The 14,779-nt window shown below is 38.3% G+C and carries 15 protein-coding genes and 3 riboswitches; of the genes, 14 read left to right on the forward strand and 1 reads right to left on the reverse strand.

All coding sequences use genetic code 11. The annotated features are described in order from the left end of the window. Positions 1–5: 5 nt before the first annotated feature. Entirely contained in the window at positions 6–287 is a 282-nt protein-coding gene (locus MHB39_RS11745) for a hypothetical protein (RefSeq protein ID WP_342546871.1), read from the forward strand. Between the two features lie 55 nt (positions 288–342). Here MHB39_RS11745 and MHB39_RS11750 read toward each other — a convergent pair whose 3' ends face one another. Further along, positions 343–828, reverse strand: coding sequence for an NUDIX hydrolase (locus tag MHB39_RS11750; protein ID WP_342546873.1), 486 nt, complete (start codon positions 826–828; stop codon positions 343–345). A 247-nt stretch (positions 829–1,075) separates the two neighbouring features. Then, positions 1,076–1,272: riboswitch (cobalamin riboswitch) on the forward strand. 191 nt (positions 1,273–1,463) lie between these two features. Between MHB39_RS11750 and mmgD the strand changes: the two genes are divergently transcribed. The 13 genes from mmgD (at position 1,464) to dut (ending at position 14,725) form a co-directional block, all read left to right on the forward strand. Continuing rightward, positions 1,464–2,585: a citrate synthase gene (gene mmgD, locus MHB39_RS11755; protein ID WP_342543805.1), complete on the forward strand. Its 1,122-nt coding sequence runs from the start codon at positions 1,464–1,466 to the stop codon at positions 2,583–2,585. Positions 2,586–2,683: 98 nt separating this feature from the next. Further along, complete coding sequence (gene prpD, locus MHB39_RS11760; RefSeq protein WP_342543806.1) at positions 2,684–4,117, forward strand: 2-methylcitrate dehydratase; 1,434 nt, start codon at positions 2,684–2,686, stop codon at positions 4,115–4,117. Between the two features lie 64 nt (positions 4,118–4,181). Next, positions 4,182–5,096: a methylisocitrate lyase gene (gene prpB, locus MHB39_RS11765; protein WP_342543807.1), complete on the forward strand. Its 915-nt coding sequence runs from the start codon at positions 4,182–4,184 to the stop codon at positions 5,094–5,096. A 42-nt stretch (positions 5,097–5,138) separates the two neighbouring features. Then, positions 5,139–6,797, forward strand: coding sequence for an acyl-CoA dehydrogenase family protein (locus MHB39_RS11770; RefSeq protein ID WP_342543808.1), 1,659 nt, complete (start codon positions 5,139–5,141; stop codon positions 6,795–6,797). Between the two features lie 27 nt (positions 6,798–6,824). Further along, the gene (locus MHB39_RS11775; protein ID WP_342543809.1) at positions 6,825–7,610 is read left to right on the forward strand and encodes an enoyl-CoA hydratase-related protein; all 786 of its coding nucleotides are present in this window, start codon (positions 6,825–6,827) and stop codon (positions 7,608–7,610) included. A 14-nt stretch (positions 7,611–7,624) separates the two neighbouring features. Beyond that, positions 7,625–8,689 carry an enoyl-CoA hydratase/isomerase family protein gene (locus MHB39_RS11780; RefSeq protein ID WP_342543810.1) on the forward strand — a complete coding sequence of 355 codons (1,065 nt, stop codon included), beginning with the start codon at positions 7,625–7,627 and terminating at the stop codon, positions 8,687–8,689. Positions 8,690–8,813: 124 nt separating this feature from the next. Continuing rightward, positions 8,814–9,003: riboswitch (cobalamin riboswitch) on the forward strand. Positions 9,004–9,204: 201 nt separating this feature from the next. Further along, a complete protein-coding gene (locus MHB39_RS11785; RefSeq protein ID WP_205443570.1) occupies positions 9,205–9,399 on the forward strand; it encodes a hypothetical protein in 195 nt (64 codons plus the stop codon). Next, complete coding sequence (locus MHB39_RS11790; protein ID WP_342543811.1) at positions 9,393–10,052, forward strand: hypothetical protein; 660 nt, start codon at positions 9,393–9,395, stop codon at positions 10,050–10,052. Before MHB39_RS11785 ends, MHB39_RS11790 begins: the two co-directional genes overlap by 7 nt. A 300-nt stretch (positions 10,053–10,352) precedes the next feature. Further along, positions 10,353–10,531: riboswitch (cobalamin riboswitch) on the forward strand. Positions 10,532–10,648: 117 nt separating this feature from the next. Further along, positions 10,649–10,873, forward strand: a complete 225-nt coding sequence (locus tag MHB39_RS11795; RefSeq protein WP_016991734.1) for a glutaredoxin — start codon at positions 10,649–10,651, stop codon at positions 10,871–10,873. Then, positions 10,870–11,229 carry a class Ib ribonucleoside-diphosphate reductase assembly flavoprotein NrdI gene (gene nrdI, locus MHB39_RS11800; RefSeq protein WP_342543812.1) on the forward strand — a complete coding sequence of 120 codons (360 nt, stop codon included), beginning with the start codon at positions 10,870–10,872 and terminating at the stop codon, positions 11,227–11,229. The genes MHB39_RS11795 and nrdI overlap by 4 nt, the downstream gene beginning before the upstream one ends. Next, complete coding sequence (nrdE, locus tag MHB39_RS11805) at positions 11,226–13,319, forward strand: class 1b ribonucleoside-diphosphate reductase subunit alpha (RefSeq protein ID WP_333004029.1); 2,094 nt, start codon at positions 11,226–11,228, stop codon at positions 13,317–13,319. Before nrdI ends, nrdE begins: the two co-directional genes overlap by 4 nt. Continuing rightward, positions 13,307–14,275, forward strand: coding sequence for a class 1b ribonucleoside-diphosphate reductase subunit beta (nrdF, locus tag MHB39_RS11810; protein ID WP_004229921.1), 969 nt, complete (start codon positions 13,307–13,309; stop codon positions 14,273–14,275). Before nrdE ends, nrdF begins: the two co-directional genes overlap by 13 nt. Positions 14,276–14,287: 12 nt before the next feature. After that, on the forward strand, positions 14,288–14,725 hold the full coding sequence (dut, locus tag MHB39_RS11815) for a dUTP diphosphatase (protein WP_339280989.1): 438 nt from the start codon (positions 14,288–14,290) through the stop codon (positions 14,723–14,725). The last annotated feature ends 54 nt before the right edge of the window (positions 14,726–14,779 follow it).

A 14,779-nucleotide genomic window follows, 5' to 3' on the forward strand; every position in this document is an offset into this window, starting at 1 on the left:
GACGAATGATGCATGTAAAAGTGAAAGCAAAAGACGTTCGCTTTACTGTCCCTGTTCCCTATGCTGTGCTAACCATTGTCCTCTCCATTTTAACTTCCAAATGGATTCAGCAACAAGTCAATAAGTGGACAAAGGCATACTTCAATCGAAAGAAAATAGACTTTACCTTTCCGCTCATCGACAAAGAAATGCTCAAGCCGATTATCAAGGAACTACAAAATTATAAAGGGCTCGTGCTAGTCGATGTCAAAGCTCAAGACGGTACTGAGGTTAAGGTTAGACTATAATACCCAAGAAAGAATGATTAGAGCATGTTTGAATAAAAAGCATGCTCTTTGTTATTTAAAGAATATCCTTTGCAAAAGAACTACCGAAATCCCACAATGTATCTTCCAGATTGTTTAATAGCAGTTTCGTTCTTTTCTCAAGTTGATCTGGTAGCTCATTTTTACTGAAATAGGTAAGTTTCAAGCTCTCATCATCCTTTATCTCCAATATACCCCTTACATTTTTCGCAATATAAAGATGAATAACTGTATAGACCTCATCCCCATTTGGATATCGGAAATAATAATCTGGCCCTGAAAAAACACCCACCAAGTCAAATTCATTCGCTACAAGTCCTGTTTCTTCATGAAGCTCACGAGCAGCAGCTTCCTCTAACGTTTCGTTTAGTTCCAATGCACCGCCAGGTAATCCCCAATCCAACGTATCTGATCGATGTTGAAAGAGAATTTGCTTGTCATCGTTAACCACAAGAATGGTCGCCCCAATACTGATAATTGGTCTACTACCAATGTATTTCCTTAACTCTGTAATATATCCCATATTGGTCCCTCCTATAGATCATAAATAACGATTCGCCTTTCTTCCTTTAAAAACCTCTATTTCCCTTGTAATGCTTAAAATTGGATGTATTGGGATAGATGCACAATCTTTTTTTGTACAAAATATTGCTAAAAAACGCAGAATAGTTCATCAAAGATGAAAAATAGCTTTTTATAATCAGTCTTTTCTGAATTTTACCTATATTGATTGTTTTGAAAACTCTATGTTAAGGTAAAAAGACAAATTGAATATGCTAAATTTTGGTGGTTCAAATGGGAGTTGATTCTATTTGATTAAAAGGGAAGTTGGTGAGAGTCCAACACTGTCCCGCAACTGTATTTAGTAGCTCGAAAACAAAGCCACTGTTTTGTTTGTCAAAATGGGAAGGTGTTATGAGAGCGTTGATCATAAGTCAGGAGACCTGCCACGAAAAAAAGCATCAATTGACCTACGAGGATAGGGAGGTGTTAGCTACTGCATGATTGTGAATTCATGTAAATTCACTGTTTTTTTGGTCTGTCATGCTTTTGTAGATTAACAACTTCTAGAAAGGGATAGGAGTTGTTTTTTTGTTGTTCTGTCGTGTTTGAATGGTAACGCTTACAAGAATAATTAAACAAAGGGGCTGTCATTAAATGGAGTTAAATTATTCACCAGGTCTTGATGGAATCATTGCCGCTGAAACAAAGCTATCTTTTTTAGACACTGTAGGAAGTCAAATAGTTATTCGTGGCTATGACTTGATTGAATTATCTCAGCGATATTCGTATTTAGATATTGTTTACTTATTGCTGCATGGAGAAATACCAACTACCGAGCAACAGGCTGATCTACAGGACAAATTGAAAGCTCATTATCAGGTTCCACAAGAGCTATTTCAAATTTTTAAGCTATTGCCCAATGAAACACATGCGATGGATGGGCTTAGAACAGGAATTTCCGTTTTAGCAGGCTTTGATCAGCACATCAATGATCGTTCGACTGAAATGAATTTATCGCGAGCATATAGACTTTTAGGTGGTATGCCCAACATCGTAGCAAATAGCTATCGTGTATTAAATGGACAAGAAGCTGTCGAGCCGGATAGTCAACTTTCCTATAGTGCCAATTTTTATTACATGATTACGGGCAGAAAGCCAACTGCGCTAGAAGAAGAAATTTTTGATCAGTCACTCGTTTTATATAGTGAGCATGAGATGCCAAATTCAACATTTGCGGCTCGTGTCATTGCTTCTACACAATCTGATTTGTATGGCGCTTTAACGGGAGCTGTCGCATCGTTGAAAGGGAATTTACATGGAGGGGCTAACGAGGCAGTCATGTACATGCTTCTTGAAGCCAAAACAGTAGAAGGCTTTGAAGCATTATTGAAAAACAAGCTACAAAATAAAGAAAAGATTATGGGCTTTGGGCACCGTGTCTATATGAAAAAGATGGACCCAAGAGCGCAAATTATGAAAGAAGCCTTGCATAAATTATGTTTAGAGCAAGGGGATGATCGCTTATATCACATGTGTGAAGCTGGTGAAAAAGTGATGGTACAGGAGAAAGGGTTGTATCCAAATTTAGATTATTATGCAGCACCCGTGTACTACATGCTTGGTTTGCCGATTGAAATCTATACGCCAATCTTCTTTGGCTCACGAACAATTGGCTTATGTGCCCATGTGATTGAGCAGCATGACAATAATCGATTATTTAGACCTCGTGTCAATTATATTGGCGAGCGTCATAACCTTGAAGAATTGTCGGTATAATCAAGTTTTAACAACTCGCCATAAAGCTAATGGGCATTCTGACCAATGCCCATCAGCATACTAGTATATCAAACTTAAGCCTTGAAAGGAAGATATAGATGATTAAAACAAATGACATAACGAAGACAGATCAATTACTTACAGATATTGCGGATTATGTACTAAATACAAAGATTACAAGTGAAGAGGCGTACGAAACGGCACGCTATGTTCTATTGGATACTTTAGGCTGTGGCATTTTGGCCTTACAATATCCTGAATGCACGAAGCTTCTTGGTCCAGTAGTACCAGGCACAGTCGTTCCTAATGGTACACGTGTTCCTGGAACTTCCTATGTTCTTGATCCAGTAAAAGGCGCTTTTAATATCGGGTGTATGATTCGTTGGTTAGATTACAACGATACTTGGCTTGCGGCTGAATGGGGGCATCCATCTGATAATTTAGGTGGCATATTAGCTGTGGCAGATTATTTAAGTCGCGTGCGTGTGGCAGAGGGTAAGGCGCCTCTTAAAGTGAAAGATGTTTTAGAAATGATGATTCAAGCACATGAAATACAAGGGATTTTAGCACTAGAAAATAGCTTAAATCGTGTTGGGCTAGATCATGTTCTGTTTGTCAAAATTGCAACAACAGCTGTTGTGACAAAGGCATTAGGAGGCACGCATCAGGAAATTGTCAATGCATTGTCCAATGCCTGGATTGATAATTCAAGCCTACGAACATATCGCCATGCACCGAATACAGGTTCTAGAAAATCATGGGCTGCTGGTGATGCAACAAGTAGAGCAGTGCAATTAGCGATGATGGCTGTGAAAGGCGAAATGGGCTACGCAACGGCCTTATCTGCACCAGGATGGGGATTCCAAGACGTTCTCTTTAATAAACAAGAATTAAAGCTTGCTAGACCACTGACATCTTATGTGATGGAAAATGTACTATTCAAGGTTTCTTATCCAGCTGAATTCCATGCACAAACAGCTGCTGAATGTGCCGTTCATTTACACCATGAAGTGAAAAATCGTTTACAGGACATTGAACGCATTCAAATTACGACACATGAATCAGCAATACGAATTATTGATAAAGAAGGGCCTCTTCTGAATCCAGCTGATCGCGATCACTGTCTTCAATATATTACAGCTATTGGTCTTATCTTTGGTGATATTATTGCAGATCACTATGAAGATGATGTGGCAGCAGATCCTCGTATCGATGATTTAAGAAATAAAATGGTGGTTGTGGAAAACGCTCAATATACAATCGATTACCTAGATCCTGAAAAACGTTCGATTGCCAATGCTGTTCAAGTTTATTACAACGACGGCACATCATCTGAGCTTATTGAGTGTGAATATCCTTTAGGACACCGTTTCCGTCGTGAGGAAGCATTCCCTCAAATCATTGATAAATTCCAGCAAAACATCAGTACCCATTATTCACAAAAACAATTACGTAAAATTAATGAGGTTTGTGCTGATCAAGAGCTTCTTGAAAATAGTGCCGTCCATGAATTTGTTAATTTATTTGTTTAACTTTCTAGGCGATTCTGGACGTACTTATGGCGAGGCATCATTGATTATTAGGGGGTTTTTATAGATGGCGTGGATTGTAAATGAAGCGATAACACAAAAACAACTGGCTGAGCAATTTCAAGCGCTCATTAATCGTTCAACGATTTTGCAAATACCAGGCGCTCATGATGCAATGGCAGGTTTAATGGCTAAAAAAGTTGGCTTTGAGGCATTGTATCTTTCTGGAGCTGCCTACACGGCCAGTAGAGGCTTACCTGATTTAGGAATGATTTATTCCAGTGAGGTGGCGCAGCGAGCGAACGATATTATTCGTGCTACGAATTTACCAATGCTCGTGGATATCGATACTGGCTTCGGTGGTGTACTAAACGTTGCCCGTACAGCGCGTGAAATGATAGAGGCAGGGGTTGCTGCTGTACAGCTAGAAGATCAAAATCTTCCAAAAAAATGTGGTCACTTGAATGGAAAAACGCTTGTTTCCCAAGAGGAAATGATACAAAAAATAAAGATGATTAAGCAAATAGCTCCTACTTTAGTGATTGTTGCCCGTACAGATGCGAGGTCTGTAGAAGGCTTAGAACAGGCTATCTTAAGAGCTAAAGCCTATGTAGCAGCTGGGGCAGATGCTATTTTCCCAGAGGCGTTACAAACAGAAAAAGAGTTTAAACAATTTGCCCGTGAGCTGGATGCTCCCTTATTAGCTAATATGACTGAATTTGGACAAACGCCTTATTATACCGCTAAGGAGTTTGAAAAAATGGGCTATTCGATGGTGATTTATCCCGTTACATCCATGAGAGTTGCAGCCAAAGCCTATGAGCAAGTGTTTACCTTAATAAAAAACACAGGAACTCAGAAAGATGCTATTGAGGATATGCAAACGAGAAGTGAATTATATGAAACCATTTCCTATTACAAATTTGAAGATTTAGATAGTGAGTTGGCGAAAACCATCTTACCGAAAGAGGAAATAAAGTAGGAGAAAAGTTGTTTTTCTCCTTTTCTTTCAAGGAGGGCTAGTATGGATAAACTAGAGGACAAAATGACCATCTTTACACCAGAGGACTTTCAAGATGAGGAAGAGCTTATCGCAAAAACGGCAGAGCTCTTCATTAAACAGGATGTCTCACCTAATATTACAGCTATTGAAAAGCATCAATATGAAGTTACTCGTCAGTTATTTCAAAAAGCAGGTGACCTTGGTTTACTAGCCATTGAGATACCCGAAGACTATGGGGGGCTGGCACTCAATAAAAAAATTTCAGGGCTCGTTGCAGAAAAAATGGGCTATGGTGGCTCATTTAGTGTCTCTTACAATATTCATGCAGGAGTCGGCACATTGCCCTATGTCTATTTTGGAGATGCGTCACAAAAGCACAGATACTTACCAAAGTTGGCCTCAGGTGAATGGATTGGAGCCTACGCACTGACTGAGCCAGACGCAGGTTCAGATGCATTACATCCCAAAACAAATGCGATTTTAAATGGAGATGGCTCTGCATGGATCTTAAACGGTGAAAAGCAATGGATTACCAATGCGCAGCTAGCAGATATCTTTGTTGTTTTTGCCAAAACAAGTGAAGGCATGACTGCTTTCATTGTAGAGCGTACCTTTACAGGGGTATCTGTGGGACAGGAAGAAGAGAAGATGGGCATTAAGGGATCTTCGACGGCTACCCTTATATTAGAGGATGTTAGCGTACCGAGGGAGAATGTACTTGGCGAGGTTGGAAAAGGCCATAAAGTGGCGATGAATATATTGAATATGGCACGTCTAAAGCTAGCTTTCTCCAACATTGGCACTGCCAAACAGGCTCTACAATTAGCTGTGAATTACGGGAAGGAACGGAAGCAATTTCACAAGCCAATTGTTGATTTTACTATGATACAGGAAAAGCTAGCGGACATGGCCATTTCGATATATGGGGCTGAAAGTGCTGCCTATCGGACAGCTGGAGAAATGGATGATGCGATTGAGTTAGCTAGTAAAGAGTCGATGGTTTATAAAATAGCCGATTTCGCTTTGGAATGTGCCCTTAATAAAGTCAATTGCTCAGAAGCCCTTGGCAAAATTGTAGATGAAGCTGTACAAATACATGGTGGCTATGGCTATATGCAAGATTATGAGGTAGAACGACTGTATCGTGATGCGAGGATTAGCCGTATTTTTGAAGGGACAAACGAAATCAATCGTTTAACCATTGCGAAAATGTTATATAAAAAATATACACTCGCACCTTCTACGTATAATGCGCCTGAAGCCTATAAGCCAGCTGAAATAAATCAGCAATACATCCAGCTTTCCAACTATTTAAGGCAAATAGCTCTTACTGTCATTACAGACGCACAGATCCATTTAGAACAAGAGCAGGAATACATGCGTCTGTTGGCTGATATAGCAAAGGATCTTTATGTTATGGAAGCCTCTTTACTGAGAACTGAAAAAAACGCAAATGAAAAAACGAAGCGCTTGATGACTGATATCATCTGTCAGGAGGGCTACCGTAAAATAGAAAAAAGTACTATTGATATTATTTGTGCTGCTGAAACAAATGAACAAAAGCGAAAAATATGGCTAGATGCTATTCAACAACTAAACATCCCGCTTCATCAAAATCTCTTTATGAAAAAGCGAGAGATTGCTAGAAGTATTATTAACAATCCAAAATCGATAAGTTAATTGTTATTAAATAGGAGGGAAACGATAATGGTCGATACTTTTGCCAATGTAAGCAAGGAAGGTGCCATCACGATCATTCATTTAGATCATCCACCAGCAAATACTTTATCATCCGCATCGATTGAAAATCTTCGACTCATTCTCAAAGAGTTAGCTGTGGACGAACAAACGAATGCTATCATTATAACAGGCTCTGGACGATTTTTTGCCGCTGGTGCAGATATTAAGGAATTTGTTTCTGCCTTTGGGCAACAGGAAAAAGCATTGCAGATGGCTGAGATAGGTCAAGCACTATGTGATGAAATTGAAGCCATGAAAAAGCCTGTTATTGCTGCTATTAATGGTCCAGCTCTTGGAGGAGGATTAGAGTTAGCGTTAGGCTGTCATTTCAGAATTGCATCAAATTCTGCCATTGTTGGTTTACCAGAATTAAAGCTTGGCTTATTGCCGACATTCGGGGGGACTCAACGATTGAGCAGAATCACGGGGCAAGCAAAGGCATTACAATTGATTTTAACAAGTAAACAACTAAGTGCCGACGAAGCACTACAATTAGGCATTATTCAACTGGTGACGGAATCAGAGGAGCTTCTGTCAACTGCAAAAGCGATTGCGCAGTCCTTTGTTGAGGGTAAAAGTATGACAAGTGTGTCCCGTACAATTGAATGTGTCATACAGGGCGGCAAAGATCATCTCCAAAATGGGCTAGAACTTGAACGAACACGTTTTGCAGAGTTGTTTTTAACAGAGGATGCTAAAGAAGGCGTTCAGGCATTTATTGAAAAAAGACAGCCAGACTTTAAACATTCTTAAAGGAGGGAATCGATATGACGAACGAAGTACTATTTTCTGTCAGTGACGGCGGCGCAGCAACCATTACACTGAATCGTCCTAAAGCCTTAAATTCACTTTCTACTGAAATGCTAAAGCCCATCGGAGAGAAACTGAAGGAATGGCAAGCAAATGACCAAATTCAGCTAATCATCCTAAAAGGAGCTGGTGAGAAGGGATTTTGCGCAGGTGGTGACATTAAAACACTTTATAAAGCTCGCTCCAGTCAGGAAGCTTTCAAAAATGCTGAAATCTTTTTTGAAGAAGAATATCAAGTAGATATGGCGATCTACCACTACCCTAAACCCATTATTGCCTGCCTTGATGGCATTGTCATGGGAGGTGGGGTCGGGTTAACCTATGGGGCAAGCCACCGAATCGTTACTGAACGAACGAAATGGGCTATGCCAGAAATGAATATTGGCTTCTTTCCGGATGTTGGAGCTGGTTATTTCTTAAATCAAGCACCAGGCTATGTAGGATACTACTTAGCCTTAACCGCATCGGTCATCCAAGCTGCGGATGTTCTCTTTACCAATGGCGCAGATTGCTACATGACAAGCGATCAGTTAGACACTTTCCTAGCGCGCATTGAACAATTAGACTGGCATACATTGGAGACCAGCACAGCTCTAGGCCAATTAATGGAGGACTATTCAAGTACACCTTTAACAAACAGTGACCTTGCCAACCTCCAACATAAGATCGATCAGCATTTCTCAAAAAATACCGTGGAAGAGATAGTTGAATCCTTAGACAATGACGCAAGTAAATTTGCGCAAGAAACAAAGCAGTTCCTTCTATCTAAATCTCCATCATCGTTAAAGATTACGTTAAAGCAACTGATAGATGCTCGAGATAAGACATTAGAGGAATGCTTTGCGACAGATTTAATCTTGGCTAAAAACTTTTTAAGACATGAGGATTTCTTTGAAGGTGTACGCTCTGTCGTCATTGATAAGGACCGAAATCCACAGTATACCTATCAAACATTCAATGAATTTACAGATAAAGATCTAGAAAATTTCTTTCAAGATCGTAATGCGACAGTAAAAAAGTAAAAACAAGTGGATTTTCTATTGATAAACGTTGAAACCATCTACTATTTAAAAGGTAGATGGTTTCTTGTTTGTAGTGATATGCGAAGTAAGTTAGCAAAGAGATTGATATGTTATACTATAAAAAACGGAATAACAGGATAAAGGTACAAATTCATAATGAGTTTGTTTAAAAGGGAAGTTCGGTGAAAATCCGGCGCTGTCCCGCAACTGTAATTAGGAGTACATTTTCAAAGCCACTGTTCTGTCATGTAATGGGAAGGGAAAATGTGTGATGATCATAAGCCAGGAGACCTGCCTTTGTCTAGTACAGCCAAAAAACCTACGAGGATAGGGGGTGTTGAGTGTGACGAATTACCTTCATCATACTCATAGTGCGACAACCAAGAAAAGGGTCTCTATTCAGTATAGACGACTTATTTTATATTGGTTGAAGAACTATGTAGTATTTAAGTCATAGCTAGCATCTTACCTAAGGGGAAAGATGTTTTTTTTATGAACGAATAGGAGTGAACAAGATGACATCTCATTCAATTTTATTTTATGAAAATCAGTTAAAGCAGCAAATAATGAACAACCTTTCTAGTGAGCACATGATTTCCCTACAAGTTTATATCAAAATATTAATACAAGAAAATCCTGATGATTACAAAAATATTAATTATGCCTATTTAAATATAAAACGTGAGTTAGTCGGGGCAATAGAATGCTGATAGATGAAAAAATTTTAGAGGATAGCATTGATATTGATCAAGATACTCTATTTAGCAATTTGGATCATTTTGAGATCCAGAGATGCTTTGTATTAGAATATTTAGAGATGCTGTTAAAGTGGAATAAACAAACACACGCTATTTCTGAAGAGAAACTTCAAAAGCTTTGGATGAAACTGATAAGAAAATATAAATTTTCTCTTGATGAATGGGAAAGAAATGCTGGAAATACGAATATTCACTCGTATCTTGTGAAAGAACAAGGGCATGGTCTACAAAAATTAATTCGTTTTTACAGGGACCGTCATGGAGTGAAATGGTTAGAAAATGCCTTTGATTATGGCATGACATTGCTAATGAAAGGTGGAGAAATGCCAGCATTAGAAATGTTTTTCCTCACAAATTTAATATGTTACAATTGGCAACTAGACTACTTAGAGGATAAAGAAGTGCAATATTACTTTTCACATTCAGTAAATGGGAAAGTGAAAGAGGTCTATGATCGTTTTAGGGCTTACGATAGAGAACAGAATCTATTAACTGCAACTAAATTATATAAGCTTTTATCCAAATATAATCCTCAATTTCATACAAATTCTGCTGCAACGCCGGAATTTTATAAGGAATTGGCCCTGTTTATTGAAAAGCACTAATAGATGTTCCTAGTGTCAAACAGTCTATTTTTCTTCAGAATATAGACTGTTTCCATAGCTATTCAAGATTATTTTAGGCATTCTATAAATGAATAGATTTACTGTAGATAGATTTTAATAGAAAATCTCGTACATCGTTTAAAATATATATTTTGTTTAGGTATAAGTAATTAGTGATAATCTATTTCGAACTACATAATAAAAAATACTGAATAATCCAAAAATAAAGAAGTTTAGAATCTAGATTTACTTTTCATTTGAAGGATGGTAAACTTAAAACTATTGAACAACAACTATATATTGTGTTCGTTTTACAAAGGTACTACTACATGTAGTTTAAAAGGGAAGTTCGGTACAATTCCGACGCTGTCCCCGCAACTGTGAAGCTGACGATGATTGCAACCACTGTGCATTCGCATGGGAAGGGAATCAGAGAATGAAGCAAAGCCAGGAGACCTGCCTTTCTAAAACAAATTAATCATTTCTTCGGGGATTAAGAGATGGGAACGTCAGTATTTTTGGTATGTTAACGTTTCCATTTAGCCTATCTCTCTAGAGGAGATAGGCTTTTTTATTTTATGAAAAGAGGGATTTCTATGAAACTTTATACGAAAACAATTTGTCCAAAATGCCTATGGGTAAAATCTGAACTACAACGTGCAGGACTTGAAGCTGAAATTGTTAACATTGATCACGATGAACAAGCAAAGCAAACGATTATTAATGCAGGGTTTTTAAGTGTGCCTGTTTTAGAGATGAATGGAACTTTTATAGGAGATGTTCAGGAAATTGTTTCTCAAATTGAGTTGATTGCCCTATGATCGTATTCGCTAGTCGTACTGGCAATGTGCGCAATGTTGTATCCAAATTAAAGGCAGAATGTATCGAGCTCTCCGAGGAATTGCGATTGAACAAGCCCTATCTTTTAATTACCTACACAGATGGTTTAGGTGACATTCCAGCAAAGGTACAACGTTTTTTAGAAAAAAACAGGGATTTTTGTAAAGGAGTAGTTGCCAGTGGTAATAGTAACTTCGGTCATCATGTATTTGGCGCTGCTGGTGAGAAAATCGCTGCTACGTATCATGTACCCCTAGTAAGGAAATTAGATTTACAAGGTAATCAAACAGATTACGAAGCAATACAAACGTTTTATGAAACGAGGGTAATGGGATGAAAACCTATTTAAAGCTTAATAACGACGTACTGAATCGTTATAGTACAACTGGATTACTTGAGTTAGAAAAGGACCGCGAAGCTACGCGCCGCTACTTTTTAGAGTATGTTAACGTACGTTTGCGTTATTTTATAGATATTGAGGAAAAAATCCGCTATTTAGTTGATGAGGGCTACTATGAGAAAGCATTTATCGACATGTACGAGATGGAATTTATTAAGAAGTTGTACAAAAAAGCCTATGATTATAATTTCCGCTTTCCATCCTTTATGAGCGCAAGTAAATTTTATGATAGCTATGCTATGAAAAGTCGTGATGGGGAAGAGATCTTAGAAAAGTATGAGGATCGTATAGTCATTATCGCTTTGTATTTGGCTCAAGGAAACACAGCTCTAGCAGAACGCTCTGTCGAAGCGATGATGGAAGCTTATCAGCCTGCAACACCAACTGCTTTAAATAGTGGCAAGAAAGCACGTGGTGAATTAGTTAGCTGCTTTAAATTATCAATGGATGACTCCATGAATAGTATTGCCGAAAATATTGGCTATTGTTTAGAGCTATCACGTCTTGGTGGTGGGGTTGGGGTCAACTTAACAGATTTACGCCCTTTAGGTGATCCAATTAAAGAGATATTAAATCGTGCAAGTGGTGTCATCCCAGTAGCAAAACTGTTAGAAAATTCTTTCAGTTATTCGAATCAGCTAGGGCAACGAAATGGCTCTGGTGTTGTCTATCTAAATATTTTCCATGCAGACATAGAAAATTTCATTTCATCAAAAAAACCAAATGCTGATGATAAAATTCGTCTTGCTACACTTTCAACAGGAATTATTATACCTAGTATTTTCTTCGAACTGATGAAACGTGATAAGGATATTGTTTTGTTTAGCCCATACGATATTTTTAAAGAATATGGCAAACGTATGTCTGAGATTTCCATTTCAGACATGTACTACGAGCTACTTGATAACCCTAAAATTCGTAAAATTAAACGTTTAAATGCACGTAAGCTTTACACAGAGGTGAAAAAAGCACAATTTGAATCAGGCTATCCGTTTGAAATCTTTGATGATAATGTCAATAAGGTACATCCTTTAAAAAATATTGGACGTGTCAAAATGTCCAATTTATGTACAGAAATCTTGCAGGTGCAAGAGACAAGTATCATTACGGACCAGGATCAACCAAACGACTATGGATTAGATGTATCGTGTAACTTAGGTTCCATCGATATCCATGCAGCAAGTAAAGTGAAGGATTTCGGCGCATTAGTCGATACAGCGATGCACCTATTAACAAATGTATCGCAAATGACACATATTAAAAATGTACCGTCTGTTGCAAAAGCCAACCAATTAATGCATTCTGTAGGGCTTGGCTGTATGAACCTCCATGGGCATCTCGTGACGGAGGGCATCCTGTACGGCTCAAAAGATTCGATTGATTTCATGGATCACTTTATGGAAGCGATGAACTATTATTCTTTGAAATCTTCGATGGAAATGGCGAAAGAAAAAGCTGCAACCTTCTACCGATTTGAGGACAGTGATTATGCATCAGGTAGCTATTTTGACCAATATATCAATAAAATTGACGAAGAACTATCACCTGTTGTATTGAAGGCGCTTGGCAATATACCAATCATTACGAACAAGATGTGGGAAACGTTAAAGCAGGATGTAATGCAATACGGTCTATTCCATTCCTATCGTTTGGCTATTGCCCCAACTGGTAGTATTTCATATATTCGTAGCTGTACGGCTTCAATCGCACCATGTACAGAGCGCGTAGAGGTTCGTGATTACGCCGATAGTAGAACCATTTATCCAATGCCTCATTTAACAAATGACAATAGTCATTTATATGTGGAGGCGTATGATGTGAATCCTTATGATTTAATTGATTTATATGCAGCTTCTCAAAAGCACGTTGACCAAGGTATTTCCATGACGCTTTATGTAACGGACAATTGGACAACCGAACAATTGGCTAAAGTATACATTTATGCGTGGATCAAGGGCATTAAGTCTGTTTACTATGTTCGTCAACGATTACAAAGCTTAGAGGAGTGTGTAGCATGTCAAATATAATTTATGAGGCAGTCAATTGGAATAAGGCAACAAGTGAGCTTGCCCAAATATTTTGGGACCAGCAATGGAAGCAAATTTGGTTTCCAGAAGAAATTGCGGTCAGTAAAGATATTAAACAATGGAAAAGCTTTGAGCATCAGGACACATATAAAAAAGTATTTGCAGGATTAACCTTACTGGATACTGTACAAACAAATATCGGAATGAATCGTGTTGCCGCTTATACAGACGATTTACAGGAAAAGGCTGTCCTAACCGTTTTTGATGCATTCGAGGCGATACATGCCAAGTCCTATTCTTATATTTTCACAACGCTTTGTACAAACGAAGAAATCGACGAGCTATTTGAGTGGGTCAAGAAAAATGAATTTCTACAGTATAAGGCCAATAAAATAGCAGACATTTATAATAGTATTGAAGAAGGCAATCCAGAGAGCTTATGGAAAGCGATGTTCTCATCCGTTATGCTTGAATCTTTCCTGTTTTATTCTGGCTTTTTCTATCCACTCTACTTAGGAGGACAAGGCTTCCTACGAAATAGTGCAGAAATTATTTCACTCATCTTGCGCGATGAATCTATCCATGGGGTAGCAGTTGGATTTTTTGCTCAAAATCTATTCAAGCAATTTTCAAAGGAAAAGCAAGAAGAGCTACATTTATGGGGCTATGAGCTATTATTAGATTTATATCAAAATGAAATGAAGTATACAGATGATATTTATGCGGAAACAGGATTATCACCTGAAGTGCGCGCATATGTACGTTATAATGCAAATAAAGCTTTAATGAATGTCGGCTTTGAAGCCATGTTCCCAGAAGAGGAAGTCAATCCAATTGTGATGAATGGGATTCGTAATGAAGGCTCCACATATGATTTCTTTTCACAAAAGGGTGCTACCTATGCCAAGGCAAAAGTTGCGCCGATCACAGATGACACATTCAATTTTAATCGTTAAGGATGAAGAACAATGAATCTAGAAGTAAAAATTAAAAAAGTTCACGCTGAAGCCATGCTACCGATACAAGCCAACCCTGGTGATGCAGGCATGGATCTCTATTCCATAGAAGCAGTAGAAATCCCAGCAGGCGTAGCCAAACTCATTAAGACAGGTATACAGATTGAATTACCTAAGGGAACGGAAGCCCAAATTCGACCAAGAAGTGGATTAGCATTAAAGCATAGTGTAACTGTACTGAATAGCCCAGGCACTATAGATGAAGGCTATAGAGGAGAAATCGGTGTTATTTTAATCAACCATGGTCAAGAACCATTTATTGTAGAAAAATCAATGCGCATTGCTCAAATGGTTATTCAATTTGTTCCTTCTATTCAATTAGTGGAAGTAGATGAATTATCTCAAACGGTCCGTGGAGAATCTGGATTTGGTGCAAGTGGTACGAAATAGCGTACCTATATATAAACCTCATAAAGTTTACTTAAAAATCCTGCTTAAAATGCA

The sequence above is a fragment of the Lysinibacillus sp. FSL K6-4013 genome, from assembly GCF_038630435.1.
Taxonomy (GTDB): Bacteria; Bacillota; Bacilli; order Bacillales_A; family Planococcaceae; genus Lysinibacillus; species Lysinibacillus boronitolerans.